Annotated in this window: 23 protein-coding genes; 4 read left to right on the top strand and 19 right to left on the bottom strand. The window is 65.5% G+C overall.

Features of this window, described 5'->3' with window-relative positions; translation table 11 throughout:
• Nucleotides 1–2: 2 nt before the first annotated feature.
• The 7 genes from C4N9_RS02215 to C4N9_RS02185 form a co-directional block, all read right to left on the bottom strand.
• On the bottom strand, nucleotides 3–707 hold the full coding sequence (locus C4N9_RS02215; protein ID WP_109531639.1) for an ABC transporter ATP-binding protein: 705 nt from the start codon (nucleotides 705–707) through the stop codon (nucleotides 3–5).
• A complete protein-coding gene (locus tag C4N9_RS02210) occupies nucleotides 700–1,428 on the bottom strand; it encodes an ABC transporter ATP-binding protein (protein WP_109531638.1) in 729 nt (242 codons plus the stop codon). The genes C4N9_RS02215 and C4N9_RS02210 overlap by 8 nt, the downstream gene beginning before the upstream one ends.
• Nucleotides 1,429–1,480: 52 nt before the next feature.
• Nucleotides 1,481–2,749, bottom strand: a complete 1,269-nt coding sequence (locus C4N9_RS02205; RefSeq protein ID WP_109531637.1) for an ABC transporter substrate-binding protein — start codon at nucleotides 2,747–2,749, stop codon at nucleotides 1,481–1,483.
• Nucleotides 2,750–2,785: 36 nt separating this feature from the next.
• A complete protein-coding gene (locus C4N9_RS02200; protein WP_109531636.1) occupies nucleotides 2,786–3,712 on the bottom strand; it encodes a 3-hydroxyacyl-CoA dehydrogenase family protein in 927 nt (308 codons plus the stop codon).
• Nucleotides 3,713–3,715: 3 nt separating this feature from the next.
• Nucleotides 3,716–4,510: an SDR family NAD(P)-dependent oxidoreductase gene (locus C4N9_RS02195; protein ID WP_109531635.1), complete on the bottom strand. Its 795-nt coding sequence runs from the start codon at nucleotides 4,508–4,510 to the stop codon at nucleotides 3,716–3,718.
• Between the two features lie 4 nt (nucleotides 4,511–4,514).
• On the bottom strand, nucleotides 4,515–4,868 hold the full coding sequence (locus C4N9_RS02190; RefSeq protein WP_109531634.1) for a cupin domain-containing protein: 354 nt from the start codon (nucleotides 4,866–4,868) through the stop codon (nucleotides 4,515–4,517).
• A gap of 86 nt (nucleotides 4,869–4,954) precedes the next feature.
• Entirely contained in the window at nucleotides 4,955–5,791 is an 837-nt protein-coding gene (locus C4N9_RS02185) for a cyclase family protein (protein WP_210403953.1), read from the bottom strand.
• A gap of 176 nt (nucleotides 5,792–5,967) precedes the next feature.
• On the opposite strand from C4N9_RS02185, the gene C4N9_RS02180 reads away from it, so the two are divergent.
• Entirely contained in the window at nucleotides 5,968–6,723 is a 756-nt protein-coding gene (locus C4N9_RS02180; RefSeq protein WP_168192090.1) for an IclR family transcriptional regulator, read from the top strand.
• 64 nt (nucleotides 6,724–6,787) lie between these two features.
• Here the strand turns inward: C4N9_RS02180 and C4N9_RS02175 are convergent, their stop codons facing one another.
• The 7 genes from C4N9_RS02175 to C4N9_RS02145 all read right to left on the bottom strand — a co-directional run bounded on the left by C4N9_RS02175 (nucleotide 6,788) and on the right by C4N9_RS02145 (nucleotide 13,440).
• Nucleotides 6,788–7,762: a calcium/sodium antiporter gene (locus C4N9_RS02175; protein ID WP_109531632.1), complete on the bottom strand. Its 975-nt coding sequence runs from the start codon at nucleotides 7,760–7,762 to the stop codon at nucleotides 6,788–6,790.
• A gap of 146 nt (nucleotides 7,763–7,908) precedes the next feature.
• On the bottom strand, nucleotides 7,909–8,559 hold the full coding sequence (gph, locus tag C4N9_RS02170; RefSeq protein ID WP_109531631.1) for a phosphoglycolate phosphatase: 651 nt from the start codon (nucleotides 8,557–8,559) through the stop codon (nucleotides 7,909–7,911).
• A gap of 10 nt (nucleotides 8,560–8,569) precedes the next feature.
• A complete protein-coding gene (locus C4N9_RS02165) occupies nucleotides 8,570–9,817 on the bottom strand; it encodes an MFS transporter (RefSeq protein ID WP_109531630.1) in 1,248 nt (415 codons plus the stop codon).
• A 134-nt stretch (nucleotides 9,818–9,951) separates the two neighbouring features.
• Nucleotides 9,952–10,512 (bottom strand): peroxidase-related enzyme, encoded by a 561-nt coding sequence (locus C4N9_RS02160; protein ID WP_109531629.1) that lies wholly within the window; start codon nucleotides 10,510–10,512, stop codon nucleotides 9,952–9,954.
• Nucleotides 10,509–11,210 (bottom strand): GNAT family N-acetyltransferase, encoded by a 702-nt coding sequence (locus tag C4N9_RS02155; protein ID WP_109531628.1) that lies wholly within the window; start codon nucleotides 11,208–11,210, stop codon nucleotides 10,509–10,511. Before C4N9_RS02155 ends, C4N9_RS02160 begins: the two co-directional genes overlap by 4 nt.
• Nucleotides 11,207–11,926, bottom strand: a complete 720-nt coding sequence (locus C4N9_RS02150; RefSeq protein ID WP_109531627.1) for a competence/damage-inducible protein A — start codon at nucleotides 11,924–11,926, stop codon at nucleotides 11,207–11,209. The genes C4N9_RS02155 and C4N9_RS02150 overlap by 4 nt, the downstream gene beginning before the upstream one ends.
• An 89-nt stretch (nucleotides 11,927–12,015) precedes the next feature.
• Nucleotides 12,016–13,440, bottom strand: coding sequence for a hypothetical protein (locus C4N9_RS02145; protein ID WP_109531626.1), 1,425 nt, complete (start codon nucleotides 13,438–13,440; stop codon nucleotides 12,016–12,018).
• A 222-nt stretch (nucleotides 13,441–13,662) separates the two neighbouring features.
• Between C4N9_RS02145 and map the strand changes: the two genes are divergently transcribed.
• Nucleotides 13,663–14,472 (top strand): type I methionyl aminopeptidase, encoded by an 810-nt coding sequence (gene map, locus C4N9_RS02140; RefSeq protein WP_109531625.1) that lies wholly within the window; start codon nucleotides 13,663–13,665, stop codon nucleotides 14,470–14,472.
• A gap of 176 nt (nucleotides 14,473–14,648) precedes the next feature.
• Here the strand turns inward: map and C4N9_RS02135 are convergent, their stop codons facing one another.
• The 5 genes from C4N9_RS02135 to C4N9_RS02115 form a co-directional block, all read right to left on the bottom strand.
• Nucleotides 14,649–14,960: an H-NS histone family protein gene (locus C4N9_RS02135; protein ID WP_109531624.1), complete on the bottom strand. Its 312-nt coding sequence runs from the start codon at nucleotides 14,958–14,960 to the stop codon at nucleotides 14,649–14,651.
• A gap of 82 nt (nucleotides 14,961–15,042) precedes the next feature.
• Nucleotides 15,043–15,978: a DMT family transporter gene (locus C4N9_RS02130; RefSeq protein ID WP_109531623.1), complete on the bottom strand. Its 936-nt coding sequence runs from the start codon at nucleotides 15,976–15,978 to the stop codon at nucleotides 15,043–15,045.
• On the bottom strand, nucleotides 15,975–16,421 hold the full coding sequence (locus C4N9_RS02125; RefSeq protein ID WP_109531622.1) for a YaiI/YqxD family protein: 447 nt from the start codon (nucleotides 16,419–16,421) through the stop codon (nucleotides 15,975–15,977). The genes C4N9_RS02130 and C4N9_RS02125 overlap by 4 nt, the downstream gene beginning before the upstream one ends.
• A gap of 60 nt (nucleotides 16,422–16,481) precedes the next feature.
• On the bottom strand, nucleotides 16,482–17,105 hold the full coding sequence (locus C4N9_RS02120) for a hypothetical protein (RefSeq protein WP_109531621.1): 624 nt from the start codon (nucleotides 17,103–17,105) through the stop codon (nucleotides 16,482–16,484).
• A gap of 9 nt (nucleotides 17,106–17,114) precedes the next feature.
• Nucleotides 17,115–17,936 (bottom strand): ABC transporter permease, encoded by an 822-nt coding sequence (locus tag C4N9_RS02115; RefSeq protein ID WP_109531620.1) that lies wholly within the window; start codon nucleotides 17,934–17,936, stop codon nucleotides 17,115–17,117.
• 119 nt (nucleotides 17,937–18,055) lie between these two features.
• Here C4N9_RS02115 and cysQ point away from each other — a divergent pair, with 119 nt between their 5' ends.
• A complete protein-coding gene (gene cysQ, locus C4N9_RS02110; RefSeq protein WP_109531619.1) occupies nucleotides 18,056–18,853 on the top strand; it encodes a 3'(2'),5'-bisphosphate nucleotidase CysQ in 798 nt (265 codons plus the stop codon).
• 176 nt (nucleotides 18,854–19,029) lie between these two features.
• The gene (galU, locus tag C4N9_RS02105; protein WP_109531618.1) at nucleotides 19,030–19,926 is read left to right on the top strand and encodes a UTP--glucose-1-phosphate uridylyltransferase GalU; all 897 of its coding nucleotides are present in this window, start codon (nucleotides 19,030–19,032) and stop codon (nucleotides 19,924–19,926) included.
• Nucleotides 19,927–20,018 lie beyond the last annotated feature (92 nt).

Genomic DNA, 20,018 nt, shown 5'->3' with positions numbered 1-20,018 from the left:
CGTCAGACTCCGAAATAGGCGCGGGTGATGTCTTCGCGCGGCACGGTTTGCGATTGGCCTTCCAGCGAGACGCGACCCTCCTGCAGGCAATAGACCCGCTGCGAGACCGACAGCGCCTTGGCGATGTCCTGCTCGACGATCACCGCCGTCAGCCCCTCGCCGACGATGCCGGGCAGGGCCTCGTAGATCTGGCGGATGATGACCGGGGCAAGGCCCAGGCTGATCTCGTCCATGAGCACCAGTTCGGGGTTTGCCATCAGCGCCCGGCCGATGGCGACCATCTGCTGCTGACCCCCCGACAGCGAGGTCGATTGCTGGTGGCGGCGTTCCTTCAGGATCGGGAACAGGTCGTAGACCCGCTGCAGGCTCCACGGCCCCTTGCGGCCGAGCTGCCCGCCGATGACCAGATTTTCCTCGACGCTGAGCGACGGGAACAGAAGCCGCCCCTCGGGCACCAGCGCGATCCCCCGCCCCGCGACCTGATCGGCACGCAGCGCGCCGATGGCCTGCCCTTTCCAGCGGATCGCCCCGGGTGCGTTCTTCAGAAGCCCGGCGATGGAGCGCAGCATCGTCGTCTTGCCCGCGCCGTTCGCGCCGATCACCGCCACAACCTCGCCCGGGTCGACCCGCAGATCGACACCGTAAAGCGCCTGAAAATCCCCGTAATGCGCGTTCAGCGCCTGAAGGGTCAGAAGGGCGTCAGGCATCGGCTTCGATCCCCAGATAGATTTCCTTCACCTCGCGCGACTGCATGATCGCGTTCGGCTCGCCCTCGGCGATCTTGCGGCCGAAATCGATCACCATCAGGCGACTGACCACGGCCAGAAGAGCATGCACCACATGCTCGATCCAGACGATCGACACGCCCGTCGCATGCACGTCGCGGATCGTCTGGATCAGCGACTGGCATTCATGTTCCGTCAGGCCGCCCGCGATCTCGTCTAGCAGGATCACGCGCGGCTTCGCACACAGCGCTCGGCTCAGTTCCAGCCGCTTGCGTTCCAGAAGCGTCAGCCCGCCCGCCTGCACGTTCGACTTGGCGACAAGGCCCGTGCGGTCGAGCACATCGAGACAATGCGTTTCGGCCGCGCGACCCGACAGGCCCGCGCCCTGCGTCGCCGCGACATAGGCATTCTCGAATACCGTCATATGCGCGAAGGGCTGGGGAACCTGGAAACTGCGGGCGATCCCGGCGCGGCAGCGCCTTGCCGCCGACCAGCCGGTGATGTCCTGCCCGTCAAGCCGGATCCTGCCCGCATCCGTCGACAGCGTCCCGGTGACGAGGTTGAACATCGAGGTCTTGCCAGCGCCATTGGGACCCAGCACCCCCAGCGCCTCGCCCGGGGCCAGCGACCAAGACTGATCGTCCGCCACGACAACGGCGCCGAAGGCTTTCTTCACGCCCTGAAGTTCAAGGATCGCAGACATCGTCTCTCCCGCAGGTACGGGACCGCCCCTTTCGGGCGGCCCCCTTCTTGGCTCAGGACAGCAGCATCAGTTCGCCGGTCGTGGGAATCTCGGGCGCCGTGGCATTCGCGACGATCTTCAGGTCGACGCCATCGCCCTCGCGCTGCCACTGACCGGCGACCAGCGGCGTCTTGGTGACATTGGGCACCGGCCCGTTCGCCCAGTTCACCGGGCCGACGATGGTGTTCATGTCGGTCGCAGCGATGGCGGCGATGATCGCCTCGGGATCTTCCAGATCCTCGGCCCGCGCCACGACATCCGCGACCACTTCGAACAGCGCGTGCTTGAAGCCGATGGGCTGGGTCCAGGGGCGACCCGTCGTCTGCATGTAGCCCCCCGCCAGATCGCCCGCAGAGGCCCCGGTCAGCGACGACGAGAACGGATGCGAGGGCGACCACCAAACCTCGGACGACAGGCCAATGCCCCGCTCGCCAAGGCCCTCGATCACCGACGGGAACAGAAGCGCCTTGCCGATGGTGACGATCTTCGGATTGAAGCCCTGTTGCGCGGCCTGGTTCCAGAACGTGCCAAAGTCCGGCGGGATCATGTTGCCCGTGACGATTTCGCAGCCCGCTTCTTTGAAGGCATTGATGTAGTTCGAGAAATCATCCGTCATCGGCTGATAGCGCCCGGGATCCGTCAGCGCGTAGCCGGCCGCGGCCAAGGGTGTCGGCAGCCCCAGTTCGGGATCGCCCCAGGCATTGCCGTCCGCGTCGTTCGGAAACAGGCCGCCCACGGACTTCGCCACGCCCGATCCATCCCACATGGCCAGGAAGGCGCCGATCACGTCCTCGAGCCCCCAGAAGAAATGGTAGGTGCTCAGGAAACCCTCGGCCGGGTTGCCGCCGCGACCGAAGAAATAGGGCTGCCACGGGCAATCGGTGGTGATGCAGGGCACCTCGTTGATCTCGGCCTGATCCGAGACCGGGTTGACCGTGTCGGGCGTCGAGGCGGCGACGATGATGTCGACCTCGTCGGACAGGATCAGCTCGCTCGCCACCTCGGCGGCGCGGTTCGGATTCGACTGGCTGTCCTTCGAGATGATCTCGATCTGCCAGGCGCGGCCGTTATTCTCGACCCCGGCGCCGAAGCGTTCCCCGATTGCCTGCAGGATATAGTCATCGGCCTCGGCAAAGCCCGCCAGCGGCCCGGTGCGCGGGCTCACATGGCCCACCTTGATCGTTGGCGTCTGCGCATAGGCGCGCGTGGCCCGCAAGATCGCGGGCGCCGCCAGAAGCGCCGAGCTTCCGGTCAGAAAATGCCGTCTGTTCAAGGTCTTCATCGTCTCGTCCTCCCCAGTTCGAGATGTTGAAAAGCGTCAGTCGTCCAGAATCGTGTCCAGTTTCTTCAGATGCGTGGTGACCCGGTTGCGGACCTTTGCGGCCTCCTCCGGGGTCCAGCGGCGGAACCCCTCGCCCGACTTCATGCCGAGCTTGCCGTCGGCGACCAGTTGCTGAAGGTAAGGCGAGGGGCCCTGGCGGTTTTCGAGGTCGGCCAAAACCGTTTCATGGATGGCGAGCGTCAGATCCGTGCCCACCAGATCGGCGTTCTCCAACGGGCCCAGCACCGACAACCGCCGCCCGAAGCAGGATTTCACCACGGTATCGACGGATTCCGCGTCGCAGATCCCGCGCTCGACAAGGCTCACGGCCTCGCGCCACAGCGCATGCTGCAACCGGTTGCCGATGAAGCCCGGCACGTCCTTGTCGACGCGCACCGGCGTCTTCCCCGCCTCGGCCAGCAGCGCCATCATCGTGGCCATCGCGGGCTCGGCCGTTCCTTCGGTGCGGATGACCTCGACCAGCGGGATCATGTGCGGCGGGTTCCACCAATGCGTTCCCAGCGCGCGGTCCTTGTGGGCGAGGCCCTGCATGATCTCCGTGATCGGCATGACCGATGTGTTCGAGGCCAGGATGCAATCGCGCGGCGCGTGGGTCTCGATCTCGGCAAAGATCGACTGCTTCAGCGCCATTTTCTCGGGCGCGGCCTCGAACACCGCATGGGCTTCGGCCACGGTCGCGGCGAGCGTGTCGTGCACCGCGATCCGCGACAGGGTGGCCGAGATCGTGGCCTCGTCATGACCCATCAGCGCCATCGAGTCGCGCACCCGGCCGGGCAGCGCCGCCCGCGCCTCGGCCATCGGATCGGTGATGGCGACGCGCAGACCCGAGCGCGCCATGACAAGGGCGATGCCGTGGCCCATGAGCCCTGCGCCGATCACCCCGATGATACGGTCCTGCCTCATCTCTCAGCCCGCCGTATATCCGCCGTCGGCATAGAGGATATGCCCGGTGTAGAAGTCGGACGCCTTCGACGACAGGAACAGCAGCGGCCCGGCCAGGTCCTCGGGCTCGCCCAGCCGGCCCTTCGGCACGCGGGCGAGGAAGCCCGCGCGCACGGTCCTGGCGTTGTCATCCTCGCCGAACATCCACGCCGTCAGCGGCGAGCGGAAGACCGTGGGCGCGATGGCGTTGACGGTGATCCCGGTCGGGCCCAGCTCGCATCCCAGCGCCTTGGTGATCCCGTCCACCGCCGCCTTCGAGGCACAATAGGCGGTGTAGCCCGCCGGATGACCCAGAAGCCCGCGGGCCGAGGACACCAGCACGATCTTGCCCCCCGTGCCCTGCGCCTTCATCTGCCTCGTCGCCGCGCGCGCCATCAGCCAGCTCTGCGTGACATTCGCGTCCATCACCGACAGGAAGGTGTCGGGCGCCATCTCGTCGATCTTGGCGACCGTGTTCATGCCGGACGCCACCACGAGGATGTCGCAGGCCCCGAACGCCTCGACCGCCGAGGCAATCAGCCCTTCGCAGGCGGCCTCGGTATCGGGGCGGACATTGGCCTCGTGCACCTCCGCACCGCCCGCGCGGCATTCCCCGGCGATCTCGGCCAGCGCGGAGGCATTGCCCGCGGCCAGCACCAGCCGGCAGCCGGCGCCCGCCAGCACGCGCGCCGCCACCATGCCGAAGGCACCCGAGGCCCCGGTGATCACCGCGACCTTGCCTTTGACATCGAACATCGACAGGGGATTCATCAGGCTCATGGCCTCACTCGCTTTTCGGCTTGGGCGGATAGGGGATGACGACCAGCATCTTGCAGACATGGTTCGAGCGGTTCTCGATGCGCCGAACCTGCCCCGGCGGGATGGTACAGCTGTCCATCGCCCGCAGCACCTCGGTCCGGCCGTCCCATTCGAGGGTCATCTCGCCCTCGAGCACGACATAGACCTTCTCGAAGGGCGTCGCGTCCGGCCCCGCGCCGCCGCCCGGCAGGAACTGGCTGTAGCCGATCCACTGGTTGGTCGGCCCGCCCTCCTCGAAGCCCTGCAGCCGCAACCCCGAGACGCCCCAATGGTGGGGCGCGTCATAGGGCCGGGCCTCCTCGAAGCGCTTGATCAACATCGGCCAGACCTCCCCTTCCGGCTGTGTTTCATTCTGCGGACAATACTCCGCGGGGGTCCGGGGGGCGCGCAGCCCCCCGGCTGTCCTCAGATCGCGTCGCCGCGCTCGATGCGGAAATTCTGTCCCTTGTCGATCATCGCCACCAGGCGGACGATGCAGCCGTCGCCGCGATCCCAGTTCCACGGGAAGAAGGCGAAGGTGCAGCGCTTGCCGGTCACCGCGTCCAGGTCGCCGCCGACATTCTCGATGCCCATGATCCCGTTCTTGAACAGGATGTTGTGCACGGGCTCCCATTCCGGGAACGCGTCCTTCCAGTCGACGCCGCCGGACCATTCCTTGTATTCCTCGGCCAGATGCGGCAGCAGCGGGCCGTTGCGCTGCGGGCCGATCGCGGTGGCCAGCGGGTGGTCGTTGGCCTGCGTGTCATGGCCCACCACCTTCACGCCCTTCTCGACCATCCATTCGCCGGCGGATTTCACGAAGCCGGGGCAATAGGCGAAATAGTCGCCGTCCTCGTATTGCTTGTGCCAGCCGGTATTGATGATCAGCACGTCGCCCTTGCGGATCGACGTGCCGCACGCGGCTTCCAGATCGTCATAGGTGATCGGCTCCCATTTCTTCTTGGGCATCGACACGACGATCCCCGAGCCGAAGAAATGCGGCAGCGGCACTTCGTCGATGAAGGGCGTGCCCTGCACCACATGCGCGGGCGCATCGATATGGGTGGTGGCATGCATGGTCGTGGTGATGCGCTGCGACAGCACGCCCGATTTCGCCATGTAGTGGATACGCTCGATCTTCGTATCCTCGAAATACGGCCAGTTCGGGTTCTGGAAACCGAAGCGGTGGCTCAGGTTGTAGAATTCCAGACCCATGCTGTTGTCGAGATTCCCCTCGAACTCGATGCCGCGGACCTTGACCATTTCGGCTCCTCCCTTCCGACTCATGCCCCATGCTGCACCGCAATATGGTGCACTATGTTCGATATACGGTACACTTGCCGCTCGCGATCCGTCAACAGGATTCTGGGACACCTGTACCGCATTGCAGATCGTGCCGCTTGTGCTGTATTGCAGAGCGGGAAAGAACGGGGGCAGGCATGAGTGACGGCGAGCAGGGACGCTCGGGCATCCAGGTGATCGCGCGCGCGGCCGCGATCCTGCGCGCGCTGCGCGACAATACCGAGGGAATGAGCCTGGGCCAGATCGCCGACCGGGTCGAACTGCCCCGCTCGACGGTGCAGCGCATCGTCGGCGCCCTGCAGGCCGAAAGGCTGGTCATTGCCACGTCGTCGGGCGGGTCGATCCGGCTGGGCCCCGAGATCACCGCGCTGTCCGAGGCCACGCGCTACAACGTGGTCGAGGAATGCCGTCTGCACCTGTCCGAACTGTCGCGCAGGCTGGGCGAGACGGCGGACCTGTCGGTGCTGCGCGGCGCCGGCATGATCTTTCTCGACCAGGTGCCCGGCACGCACCGGCTGCGCACGATTTCCGCGGTGGGCGATGTCTTTCCGCTGACCACCAGCGCCAATGGCCGCGCCGCGCTGGCCCTGCTGCCCGAGCCCGAAGCCCGCGCCCTGGTCGAGGCCGAGTGGCAGCGGATGCACCAGCAAGGCGACTGGCCCGGTTTCGCGGCCATGCTGGCCGAAGTGCGCCAGCACGGCATCGCCGAGGATGCCGACGAGCACACGCATGGAATCTCGGCCCTGGGCGGCGCCTTCCGCGACCGCAACGGCGAAATCCACGCAATCTCGGTCCCCGTCCCCACCCCCCGCTTCCTGCCCATGCGCCACAAGGTCAAAACCGAACTCCGAGAAACCCTGAACCACCTCCGCCAAAACCTCTCGCCCGCATAAGGGCCAAAGGGGCTTGGATCCCGGCGCGACGCTTTCCCGGCGCTCTTGACCGCGCGGACCGCGGTTACGGCCAGAGCGCCCACAGATAAGCGATATAGCCGGCCAGAAGGACCGCCCCTTCGCGCCGTCCGATCCGCAATCCGGTCGCCGCGAACAGCACCAGAAGCAGCGACACCCCAACCATCACCGGCGCGTCGAACGCGACGATCTCGGAGGGGACATGCGAGGGGGCGATAAGGGCCGTCGCGCCGCCGATGCCGAGGATATTGTAGATGTTCGACCCCACGATATTCCCGAAGGCCACATCGCCTTGCCGTTTCAGCGCGGCAATGACCGAGGTGACAAGCTCGGGCATCGAGGTTCCGACCGCGACGATCGTCAGGCCGATCACGGTCTCGGACACGCCGAATCCCCGGGCAAGCGCCACCGCCCCCGACACCAGGAACGATCCCCCCGCCACGACCAGCACCAGCCCTACCAGCGCGATCAGCAGCGGCATCGCCAGACGCCTGGCGGCATGGGGCGGCGCCAGCCCCGGATCGGCCCCGGCCAGCGCGACGCTCTTGTCATGCAGCGCGCCGCCATCGGCCGCGGCGCGCTCCTGACGAATGACGAAGCCGATATAGCCTATCAGCAGCGCCACCAGCACCGCGCCGCCGATCCGGCCCAACGGAACCGTCCAGGCCAGCAGCGCGAAACCCACCGCGACGGCCAGCATCACGGCAGCGTCCCGGCGCAGGGCCGAACGCGCCACGAGGATCGGACAGATCAGCGCCGAGACACCGGCGATCAGAAGGATATTCGCGATATTCGAGCCGACGACGTTGCCATAGGCGATGCCGGGCGATCCGTTCAGACCCGCCTGCACCGAGGTGACAAGCTCGGGCATCGAGGTCCCGAACCCCACGAGCGTCAGCCCGATCACCAGTGGCGAAATGCCGATCCGCTCGGCGGCCTGCACGGCACCGCGCACCAGCAGCTCGCCGCCCGCGACCAGCAAAAGCAATCCGCCCAGAAGCGGCAATCCCGTATCCATCATCGCTTCGCTCCTCCAGGTGCCGAACGGTCCGATCGCGCTTATCTGGACGGTGGGAGAGCTGCCGTAAGGGGCAGTGCCGGGTTTATTTTTGCCGGGGGCGATCCCCGGCGGGACCATCTGGCCGGCTTGCCCCCGCGATCAGGAGATCAGGCGATCAGCCGCGCGGCGATGGCGGGCAGGGCACTCCAATCGGCGAAAGCCTCGGTGTGGGGAATCGCGTCCAGCCCGGTCTTGCGATACCCCTCGGTGAACAGCGCGAAGGGCACGTCGGCCGCCTGCGCGGTCAGCGCATCGACCTCGCTGTCGCCGACATAGAGTGCGGGCCCGTCGCCCAGCGTCTGCAGCACCGCATGCAGCGGCGCCGGGTCGGGCTTCATCTGTGGCAGGGAATCGCCGCCCAGAACGGTCTCGAACAGGTCCGACCAGCCGAAATGCGCCAGCACGGCGCGGGTCGGCACCATCGGCTTGTTGGTACACAGACCGATGCGCCAGCCCTGCGCCCTGAGCGTGGCAATCGCTGCCTCGACCCCGGGATAGATCGCCGTGTGCCCGTGGGCGCGCTCGTATTCCGTGATGAAGCGGGCGCGCATGCGAGCGGTGCGGTCCGGTGCGTTCCCGCCGGCCGAGGCGCGTTCCAGCCGCTCGACGAAGACGCGCGCGCCGTTACCCACGAAACTGCGGGTCTGTGCCAGCGTCACCGGGGGCAGGCCCTCGGATTGCAGGACCGCGTTCGCGGCATGGGCGATATCGGGCGCGGAATCGATCAGCGTGCCGTCCAGGTCGAAGACGATCCTCATTGTCAGGTCCTCACTGCGCCGCCACCAGCGGGGCGTTGAGCGGCTTCTCTCGGATCGGCAGATGCACCAGCGCCGAGAACGCGCCCACCGCGACGCCGACCCACCAGACCAGCGTGTAATCGCCGTAGACATCATACAGCGCGCCGCCCAGCCAGACGCCCAGGAAACCGCCGATCTGGTGGCTGAGGAACACGAAACCGTACAGCGTGCCCATGTAGCGCAGCCCGTAGATATGCGCGACCAGACCCGAGGTCAGCGGGACCGTGGCCAGCCACAAGGCGCCCATCAAAAGCGAGAAGATCAGCACCGAGGCGGGCGTGATCGGCAGCAGGATGAAGGTCGCGGCCACCACGGTCCGGGCCAGATAGATCCCTGCCAGCAGGTATTTCTTCGACCAGCGCTTGCCCGCCCAGGCGGCGGCGATGGTGCCCGCGATATTGGCCAGCCCGATCACCGCGATGGCCACCGCGCCCAGTGCCGAGGTGGTGGTGATGCCCAGCGCGGCCAGATAGCCGTTCGGGGCAATCGCGCCGCACATCTCGGTCACCATGGCCGGAAAATGCGCGGTGATGAAGGCCAGCTGATAGCCGCAGGAAAAGAAGCCCAGGAAAATCAGCGAGAAGGACGGATCGCGAAAGGCCTGCAGCAGCGCCTGCCCCATGCTTTGTTCCAGCTCGGCCCGCGTCGCCATGGCGGGCGAACGCATCATCGGAAGCACCGCCAGAACGGCAAGGATGGCGACCGCGAAGATCATGAACACGGTCTGCCACGGGAAGGACGCCAGCAACAGCTCGGCCACCGGCGCGCCGAAGACCTGCCCCGCCGAGCCGGCGGCGGTGGCGATGCCCAGCGCCAGCGAGCGGTTCTCGTCCGAGGCGGCGCGGCCCACCACGGCCAGGATCACCCCGAAGCCGGTCCCGGCGATGCCGAAGCCCACGAGGATCTCGAGCAGCTGCATCGTGCCCGGCGTCATCGCAAAGGCCGACAGGACAAGGCCGGCGGCGTAGAACAGCGCGCCCAGCACGATGGCCCGGCGGTCGCCGAACCGCTCGGCTACCGCGCCGAACAGCGGCTGGCCGATGCCCCAGGCCAGGTTCTGAACCGCGATCGCAAGCGAGAACTCCGCCCGCGGCCAGCCGAATTCCTCGGCAATGGGGATCTGGAACACGCCGAACGAGGCGCGGATGGCGAAGCCGATCATGATGACCAGACAGCCGCCGATCAGGACGGGGGTGACAAGCGGGGTTTTCTGTTGCATCGGCGCAATCCGTGGCTGACGGGGACGCGGGGGCCAGCCCCCGCACCCCCGGAGTATTTCGGGCAGAATGAAAAGCCGCCCGACCGGTCTGGTGCGGCAAATCTGATCACGCCGGCGTGAGGGTCAAGCCCGGATCAACGGGCCTGACCATGATATTCCGGATTGGGTTCCATTCCGATCGCTGATGCGACGCGGTTCGACATGTTGTAGAAGCCGACGGTCGAGGCGATGTCGAAGATGTCGCGGTCCGAAAAACCCGCGTCGCGCAGCGCCTGACGGTCGGGTTCGGTGATCTCGGCCGACGCCTTGGTCGCTTTCTCGGCAAAGGTCAGCATCGCCGTCTGGCGCGCGTCGAGCTTGGCGTAGCGCCAGTTCATCACCATCGCCTCGCCCAGTTCCGGCGTGCCCAGCGCGCGCACCGCGGCGCCATGCGCCACCTGGCAATACCAGCAGCGGTTGATCGACGAGACCACGACCGCGATCATCTCGCGTTCCAGCTTCGACAGGCCGGACGGCCCCAGCATCAGGTCGTTATACATCGCCGTGAAAGCATTCAGCTTGGTGATGTCGAAGGCATAGGCCTGCAACACGTTCGGCACCATGCCCAGCTTTTCCTGGCAGATGTCGAAATAGCGCTGCGTTTCGGGCGGCAGCGGGTCCATCTGCGGCAGGTCCAGCGCGCTGATCCGGGTCATGGTGTCGTCTCCCTGTAGTGATAGGCAGCAACCTCGGACATGCCGAGAGCGGTGTAAAGCGCGCGCGCGCCGGTATTGGCCGCGACCACGGCCAGCGCGAAGGTCTGCGCGCCGTTCTGCTGTGCCCACCAGGCCAGCCCGCGCACCATATCGCGCCCGACGCCTTCGCGCCGGAAGGGCGGTTCGACATAGAGCGCGTGCAGCATGGCGATGCCCTCGTGCACCGACACGAAGCCCACGCCCGCGGGCTTGTCGCGGATACGGGCGATGGCGGCGGTCTTGGGATCGGCGGCGCGGTACATCACGGCGATCCGCTCGGGGCCGACCTGCGCCGTTTCCCAGATGCGCCGGTGGATCGCCAGCGGCGGCCAGATTACCGGCAGGGTGATCGGCCTGGGCTTTTCGGCGATCGTTCCGATCGGCGCGGTCATCAGCACGGTCGGATCGACGATGCGGTAGCCGCGCGCCTCAAGCGCGTGGTCCAGCGCTTTCTGGCCCTCGGTGACGCCGGGGCGGATCTGGAACAGCGGATCGGGGCCGAGCGCATCGAGCGCGGCCTCGGAAAAAGCGCCGTCCAGCACGGTCGCGCTGGTCCGCTTGCCGCCCCCCGCACCGTCGCGGCGGCGGAAAGGACCGGCAGAGGCGGAGGAAGCGGGCGGCCAGCTGGCCTCCAGCGCCTCGAACAGCGCGGCGCTCATTGCGCCAGCGCCGCCAGTTCGACCATCGCCCGGTCGAGTTGCCCGCCATCGGTGCCGCGCACGACCAGTTGCGTGCCATAGGCGCCGTTGCGCTGGTAGGGATAGCTGCCGAAGCTCAGGTCGGGGAATTTCTCGGCCAGCGCCTTCAGCTTGCCCGCAATCTCACCTTCGCCCCGGTCGATATCGATCATCTGGCTCAGCAGCGGATCGCCGCCCGTCAGCGTGGGCAGGACGCTGGCCACCATCGCCTCGAAAATCGCGGGGACACCGGCCATCACATGGACATTGCCCAGCGTGAAGCCGGGCGCGGCCGAGACCGGGTTGTCGATCAGCGTGGCGCCTTCGGGGATGCGGGCCATGCGCAGGCGCATCTCATTCAGCTCGAACCCGGTGCGCTGGTAATGCGCCTCGAGGATCGCGCGCGCATCCTCGCGCACATCGATGGGCACGCCGAAGGCGGCGGCGACGGCATCGGCGGTGATGTCGTCATGCGTGGGACCGATCCCGCCCGAGGTGAAAACCGTGTCATAGGCGCCGCGCAGGGCGTTCACCGCCGCGACGATGGCGTCTTGGTCGTCGGCCACAACGCGGGCTTCGCACAGGCGGATACCGCGATTGGCCAGTTCCTTGGCCAGGTGGTTGGTGTTGGTGTCGCGGGTGCGGCCCGACAGGATTTCGTCCCCGATGACGAGCATGGCGGCGGTAGGATTGCCCATGGCGCTGTATTACCTCTTTGGCGTTCGGCCGGAGGTTAGCGCGGTTGGGCGGGCTTTCCAATCGGTGCCGGAACAGGTTCAGCCTGGCTTCAGCGATGCGTGGTGAAGGGGATCTTCACGCCCAGCGACAGCGTCACCGGCTGCATCCCGCCTGACTCCAGACTGGCCAGCTGCCCGATCCCGGCCGAGATGCGCCAGCTTTCGCCGACCCGGTAGTCGATATCCGCCTGCAGCCCGGCGACGATGCCGCCCGCCGTGTTGACGCCGCCGCCCCCGGCCGCGCCCAGCAGGCCCTCGACCGACACGCTCCAGCGCGCGCTCAGTGGCATCTCGTATCCCAGCCCCACCATGCCCAGCGCATAGCCCGCAACACCGCCCTGCAGCGCGGTCATGGCGCTGCCGGTGGCATAGACCCGGTCGGTCAGGAAGTAATCGAACGCGCTGTGCTGCATCAGCACGTAATCGGTGCCCGGACGCGGGGTGATGAAAAAGCCCGTTTCGGCCGATTGCGCCTGAACGCCGCCGGTATAGGCCCAGCGCTGCGCGCCGCCGCCCATGCCGTCGCGGTTGAAATGCCGCATCAGGCCCAGGGTCAGCGTCGCCGCAGAGAAATCGCCGTCGGGCGCGACGGTGGCACCGACCGACAGCTCTACATCCAGCGTGCGGGTGATCGGCATGCTGGCGCCCAGCGCCGCGCCCAGAAGCAGGCCCGCGCCCGTATCGACCAGCCCGCCGCCCGCAAAGCCTGCCGACCCTTCCGCAAAGAAGCTCAGGCCGCCGACCGGGCGGATATAACGGGCCCCGCCCATGATCTGCATATACCCCTGCGCGCCGCGCGCCGCACCGGCGCCGCCGAACCACAGCTGCGTGTTGGGGCCGGTATCGACATGGAAGCGCGCGCCGACCATCGAGATATCGGGCTGCTGGGGCCCGGGCCGGGTCCGCGTGCCCGAAGGCGAGGTGGTCTGCGTGGCAAAGACCGAAATGGCGTCGAATTCCGGCACGCCGCCGGTGCTGAAGCCCATCCCGCCCGCGCCGACACGGTAACGCAGGCCAAGCCCGAAGGTCGGGCCGTCGATGGGCGCGCCGTCAATGCTGAGCCATGCGGCATGGGCCTGCACGTCCCACGACGGCGACAGCTGATAATCCAGCGCGACGCCCGCGCGCAGCATCAGCCCGTCGCCGATCACCTGCGCCGCGCCGCCGCCGCCGCCGACAAAGCCCGACATCGACAGCGACAGGCGCTGGCTGACGGGTAGGGTGGCCACGCCCTCGAACCCCCAGAAGAACGCGCCGCCAGCATCACCCAGCGCGCCCGAATAGATGGATTGCCCCACGCTGAAGGTGGGCGAGATGCGGCGCCCGATATAGAGCCGGTGCAGGCCCTCGATAAGCGTGTTGGGGGATTGCAGCACGTCGAGGCCGGTCTCGATCTCGAAGCCCTGCGCGCCCGATGCGCCGGCAAAGGCCAGGGCAAAGGCGGCGGGCGCCCAGAACGCGGTTTTGTGCTGCATGATCGTCGGTCCCCCGGGGTTGCGCTTCACTCTATGGGACCCGGGGTCAGAGGCAAGAGAGGCTTGGGCAGACTGCCTGAACGCGCGTCGGTCGCGACTTCGGCGCAACACATTGCGGGCCGGCTTTGCCTGAATGGCCTGCTGAACCCCGCCGAAAAGGCGCCCGACTGGTCATTTTCGCCGGGAACGCCTATTTAGGGCCTCAAAGAAAGAGGTCATGCCGTGTACGACAAGAAGGGCACCGTCACCCGCGAAGGGATCAGGCTTCACGATCCGGAAGATTTCGCAGGGATGCACAAGGCGGGGCAGGTTGCCGCGCAGATTCTGGACGATATCGCCGAGCATGTGTTTCCCGGCCAGAAGACCGGCGAAATCGACCGGCTGATCGAAGAGATGATCAAGACGGCGGGGGTGACCTCGGCGACGATCGGCTATCGCGGATACCAGCATGCCAGCTGCATCTCGGTCAACCATGTGGTCTGCCACGGGATTCCCGGCGACAAGGTGCTGCGCAACGGCGATATCCTGAATATCGACGTCACCGTCATCGTCGATGGATGGTTCGGCGATACCTCGCGGATGTATGTCGCGGGCGAGCTGGGTCGCAAGGCCGAGCGGCTGATCCAGGTGACGCATGACGCGCTGATGCTGGGGATCGAGGCGGTAAAGCCGGGTAATACCTTCGGCGATATCGGCTACGCGATTCAGAGCTACGTGGAAGCGCAGCGCATGTCCGTCGTTCGCGATTTCTGCGGCCACGGGCTGGGCCGGGTGTTCCACGCGCCGCCCAACGTGCTGCATTACGGCCGCCCGGGGCGCGAGGCACGGCTGGAAGAGGGCATGTTCTTTACCATTGAACCGATGGTCAATCTGGGCCGCGCGGAAACCAAGGTTCTGGCCGATGAATGGACCGCCGTGACGCGTGACAAGTCCTTGTCGGCACAATTCGAGCATTCGATCGGCGTGACAGCCGATGGTTGCGAAATCTTTACGCTTTCTCCCGTAGGCAAGTTTCATCCGACCTGGAGTTGAATGAAACGTCTTTCTGATCGGCGATAAGTAACCTTAAGTTGAAAAAAACGGCGACCCTTGGGCCGCCGTTTTTTAATGTTCCGAAGAATTGCGATGGCAATTGCCAACAATCGGAATTTCAAACCGCGATTATCACGAAACAGGCTCTCATTCATGAACCTGTTAAAAAAACCGCGTCAGAGCGCCATATCTTCAAGCGACTTCCCGTTGCTGAGGGCCGCTTCGATCCAGCGCGGACGACGGCCGCGGCCGCTCCAGGTCTGCGAGGGATCTTCAGGGTTGGCGTATTTCGCTGCAGCCGGCTTGCGCTTTTTCTTTGCGCCCAACTCGTTAAGATCGGCAACCGTCAACCCGCGCTCGCGCGCGAAAGCCTCGACTTCTTCCAAGGCACGACGGCGTTCCCGTTCGGCATACTCGATAACAGCTGCATCGACCTCTTTCTTGAGTTGCTTCAGCTCTTTTAACGAAAGAGCGTCCAGGTCGATCATGGTTTGATCCTGTCAATGAGTGGTAACACTCTTGCTGTGCACAAGAAGCCTTCTCAGGTCAATAGCATTTTGCAAAACCGGCTCATCCGGTATTACGCGTTTCCCGCCATATCAGATAAATTCCGGCGCCCAGGATCAGCGTGATTCCGATCCATGAAACCAGATCCGGCCATTCCCCGAACACCGCCACGCCCCAGACTATCGCCATCGGCATGGCGACATATTCCAGCGGCGCCACCAGCGCGGCCTCGCATAGGCGATAGGCCTGGGCGATGAGCAACCCGCCCAGTGCGGTACCGATCCCGGCAAGACAGAAAAACGGCACATCGCGCCATTGCGGCCAGATCCAGCCGCGCAAAAGGAAATCCATCGACGGTCCGGCATCGGCAGGCAGGAAATCGCCGCGCCCGGCAATCAGGCCGAAAACGATGCTGAAACCCAGAAAGGTGAATTGCGAATAGGTCGCCATTGTCGCCGCCGTCTCGCGCAGGCCGATATGCCGCGTCATCGTGTGCAGCCCGGCATAGGCGGTCGCGGCCAGAAGCGGCAAAAGCGCGATTGGCGTGAAGGCATCGGTGCCGGGCCGGATCATCACTACGACGCCCGACAGGCCCAGCCCGATCGCCGTCCACCGTCGCGGGCCGACCGTTTCGCCCAGGAACACGATCGAGAACAGGGCAATGACAAGCGGACTGACGAAGAAGATCGCCGTGGCATCGGCAATCGGCATGGCCGCCAGCGCGATGAAATAGGTCATGTTGGCCATGACAATGAAACAGCCGCGCAAGACGTGCTTGCCGGGCATCCGCGTGCGCAGGATGCCGTAGCCGCCCGAAAACGGGATCACCACGGCAAGCATGATCGCCAGCGCGATCACCGAGCGGATCAGCACGACCTGATGCAGGGGATAGGCGCCCGACAGGAACTTGATCGCCATGTCGTTGAGCGAAAAGCCCAGCGAGGCGCCCACCGCGCATAACCCGCCCAGAAGCGCGACGGGCAGGGCGGTTGCTGTCATCGGGCCCTCGTCAGCGCGCGGTCCAGCGCCTGGGCAAAGCGCGCGCGGTCGCGCTGGGTGAAGCTTTTGCCCGAGCCCTGCCGGAACGGATCGGCCGAGCGCAGATCGGCCGCCAGATCGCGCATCGCCAGCGCCTGTCCCACGCTTGACGCGGTCAGCTCGGACCCGTCGGGTTTCAGCACCAGCGCCCCGGCATCGACGCAGCGCGCGGCCAGAGGAATGTCGGCGGTGACGGCGACATCACCCGGCTTGCAGGCCTCGGCGATCCATTTGTCCGCTGCGTCCGCGCCCTGATCGACATAGACCATCCGCACCTTCGGATGATCCACGGGGCGGATCCCGCCATTCGAGACGAACACGATGGCGGCGTCATGCCTGAGCGCGGTGCGCAGGGCTTCGTCACGAACGGGGCAGGCATCGGCATCTATATAGATTGTGGGCATGGGATCCTGTTTGTTAACAGGTGCATCTATGCCCGCCCGCCGGCGAAAGACAAGCGCGCGCTAGTTGCCCAGCATGCAGCAGCCCGACAGGCCCTCGGTGCGCCCCCGCCAATAGACCTGCGCCTCAAGCCCGTAGAGCCGGTCGCTCATCCCGTCGTCACAGACCGCGTTGCGGATTGTCACCATGCCGTTGCGCGGCCCCGTAAACGGCACGGCCAGCGTATAGGGGCCGCGCGTGCGGGGCAGGTCGGGCGCATCGGTGGTAAAGGTCATCGCGCCCTCGGCAAGGCTGTCATAGCTCGCCGCGTTGCCCGGCAGAGACAGATGGAACGTCCAGAACGGCTCGGTTCCCATGCAGGTCAGGCTTTGCCGGCCGTCGATCCAGCTATCGGACCGCTCGGCCTCGAGATAGCGCATCGAGGACCAGCCGACCCTTTCCTCGGTGCGCACCAGGCCCCAGCGGCGGTCTTCGGACAGGCCGATCACCTCGATCCCGGTCTGGGTACGGTCGAACCGGCCGACGATCTCGGCCCTCGCATCGGGTTCGGCGCGGATATTGAGCACATCGCCCGCACGCACATCCACCACGCGGTGAAGCGCCGGAAATTCCTGCGCCAGCGCAGGGTTGGCCGTGAACGGGGCCACGAACAGACAGGTCAGAAGAATAAGGAAACGCAACAGCATGGAAAACTCCTATTGCTTGGCGCCCCAGCTCAGCGATGCACGCCTGCGGGTGTAGAATTCTCCCATCAGGCCAAGAAGCAGAAGCGCGAAGGTCACGACGACCGGGTAAAGCGTGCTGGTGTAATGCGGGTTGTAATTCAGAAACGCGAAACCGCGCGCCTGATCGATGATGTGGAAAAGTGGGTTCCACAGGAAATAGGGCAGCATGATTCCGGGCAGCGAATTGGCCACGAACATCTTGCCCGAGGCGAACATGTTGGTGCGCGAATAGATTTGCGACATCAGGCCGACGGCCTTGGGCGACCACGGTTTCATCGCCAGAAAGATCGTCCCCACCGCGACGCCGGAAAACCACGCCAGCAGCAGCATCAGGATACAGCCCAGCGGATCGTGGATCACCAAGGGCTCCCACGCGGCGTGGTAGATGAACAACACCACCGACACCGACAGGATCTGAACGTAAAGCTCGCCCAGAGCGGCGGCACCGATGGCGACAATGGTGTTCATCGGCGCGTGTTTCATCATCGCCGAGGTCGGACCCTCGGCCCCGACCACCGCGCTCATCGCCTTCACATGGCACATGAACAGGAACACGCCGGTCATCAGATACAGCAGGAAATCGCCCCGGATCCCGCCCGGCTTCCAGCCCACGAAATAATACATGCCGTAGAAAACGCCGACCAGAAGCAGCGTCTGGGCGATGTTCATCAACAGCCCCATCATGGCGTTGCCATGCTGGTTGCGCACCGACCGGACGCCGGCGTGATAGATCAGTTCAAGGATCGTGAAGGCCGAGACGAACCATCCGTCCTGACTGCGATTGCTGAGCATCGGTGATCTTTCCGCCGGTAAGAAACCCCGAACCTTGCATTCGGGGAGCGCCAGAGGATAAGTGCAAAGCCGAATTCGATCAACTCGCGCTCTGACGCGTCCACCCAAGGATATTATTGATGTCGGACGATTTTCATCAACTCATCGAGACCGCATTCCGCAAGATCGCCCTTCAGGCCGGCGCGGTCATCATGGAGGTCTATGGCCGCCCCGATTTCGAAGCCCGCGCGAAGTCGGACAATTCGCCGGTGACCGAGGCCGACGAGGCCGCCGACGAGGTGATCCGCGCCGAGCTGGCCAAGGACTTTCCCGAAATTCCCGTGGTGACCGAGGAAGCCGCCGAAACGCATATGCTGAAAGCCGACCGCTTCATCATCGTCGACCCGCTGGACGGGACCAAGGAATTCGTCCAGCGCCGCGGGGATTTCACCGTGAATATCGCGCTGGTGGAAAACGGCGTGCCGGTGCGCGGGGTGGTCTATGCCCCCGCCAAGGAACGGCTGTTCTATACCCGCGCCGATGGGGCGTCGGTCGAAGAGACCGGGCCGTTCGGCGAGAAGCAGGGCGAGGTGACGCCGATCCGCGTGTCCGAACCCGACAATGACGCGCTCTTGGTCGTGGCGTCGAAATCGCATCGCGACGCGGCGACCGACGCATACATCAACCGCTATGCCGTCAAGGACGCGAAAAGCGCGGGCTCGTCGCTGAAATTCTGTCTGGTCGCGACCGGCGAGGCCGATTTCTATCCCCGCCTGGGCCGGACGATGGAATGGGACACCGCCGCCGGTCATGCCGTGGTTCTGGGCGCGGGCGGCAAAGTGCTGCGATTCGACGACCACACGCCGCTGACCTATGGAAAGCCCGGCTACGAGAACCCGTTCTTCCTGGTTCTCAGCCCGGACGTGACGCTGAAATAAGCAGGTCCGCCCCCTGGCGCGCGTTTTGGCGCATTGCGGCGCGCGCCGGCCCCGCTTTTCTTGATTCATCAACAAAATCCCGGTTTCCGGACACAATCGCGCCCCGATTGGCCGCGATTAACCATCTTGTCGGTGGGCAGAGACCCACGATGTGTTTAGCAAGGTGGAGCGTCCCGATGCGCAAGAATAAAGTCACGAAAGCCGTCTTCCCCGTCGCCGGCCTGGGCACCCGTTTCCTGCCCGCGACGAAAGCCGTCCCGAAAGAAGTTCTGACGCTGGTGGATCGCCCGCTGATCCAATACGCGATCGACGAGGCCCGCGAAGCCGGGATCGAGGAGTTCATCTTCGTCACCTCGCGCGGCAAAAGCGCGCTGGAAGATTACTTCGACCGCTCGCCCGAGCTGGAAATGTCGCTGAAGGCGAAGAACAAGCAATCGCTCCTGGACATCTATAACGACACCTGCATGGAATCGGGCGCGATTTCCTATGTCCGCCAGAACCAGGCGCTGGGTCTGGGCCATGCCGTGTGGTGCGCGCGTCACCTGGTCGGCAACGAACCCTTTGCCGTGATCCTGCCCGACGACGTGATCGCCGCCGAGAAGCCCTGCCTCAAGCAGATGCTGGAAGCCTACGAGGAAACCGGCGGCAACATGGTTGCGGCGATGGAAGTGCCCGCCGACAAGGCCTCGTCCTACGGGATCCTCGACGTTCCCACCGGGATGAGCGCGGTGCTGCCGGTCTCGGGGATGGTCGAGAAACCCGCGCCCGGCACCCAGCCGTCGAACCTGGCGGTGATCGGCCGCTACGTGCTGTCGGCCGACGTGATGCGCGCGCTCGACAGCCATGAAACCGGCGCCGGTGGCGAAATCCAGCTCACCGACGCGATCGCCCGCCAGATCACCGAGAAGAACAACGTCTACGGCTATCGCTTCGAGGGCCAGCGTTTCGATTGCGGCTCGAAAGCCGGGTTCCTGCAGGCCACGATCGCCTTCGGCCTGGCCCGCGAGGACCTGCGCGACGAGCTGCAGGATTACATCTACGACATGATGGCGATGCGCAACGCGGCGCAGTAAGCCGCCCGCATCGGCAGAGAAAAAGAGAGGGGGCTTTCCGCCCCCTCTTCGCTTTCGCGAATTCACCCCCGAGAGTATTTAGGGCACAGTGA

The sequence above is a fragment of the Pararhodobacter marinus genome (genome assembly GCF_003122215.1).
GTDB lineage: Bacteria > Pseudomonadota > Alphaproteobacteria > Rhodobacterales > Rhodobacteraceae > Pararhodobacter > Pararhodobacter marinus.
The sequence above is the reverse complement of the archived record's forward strand: the minus strand, read 5'-3'. Positions and strand labels throughout refer to the sequence as shown.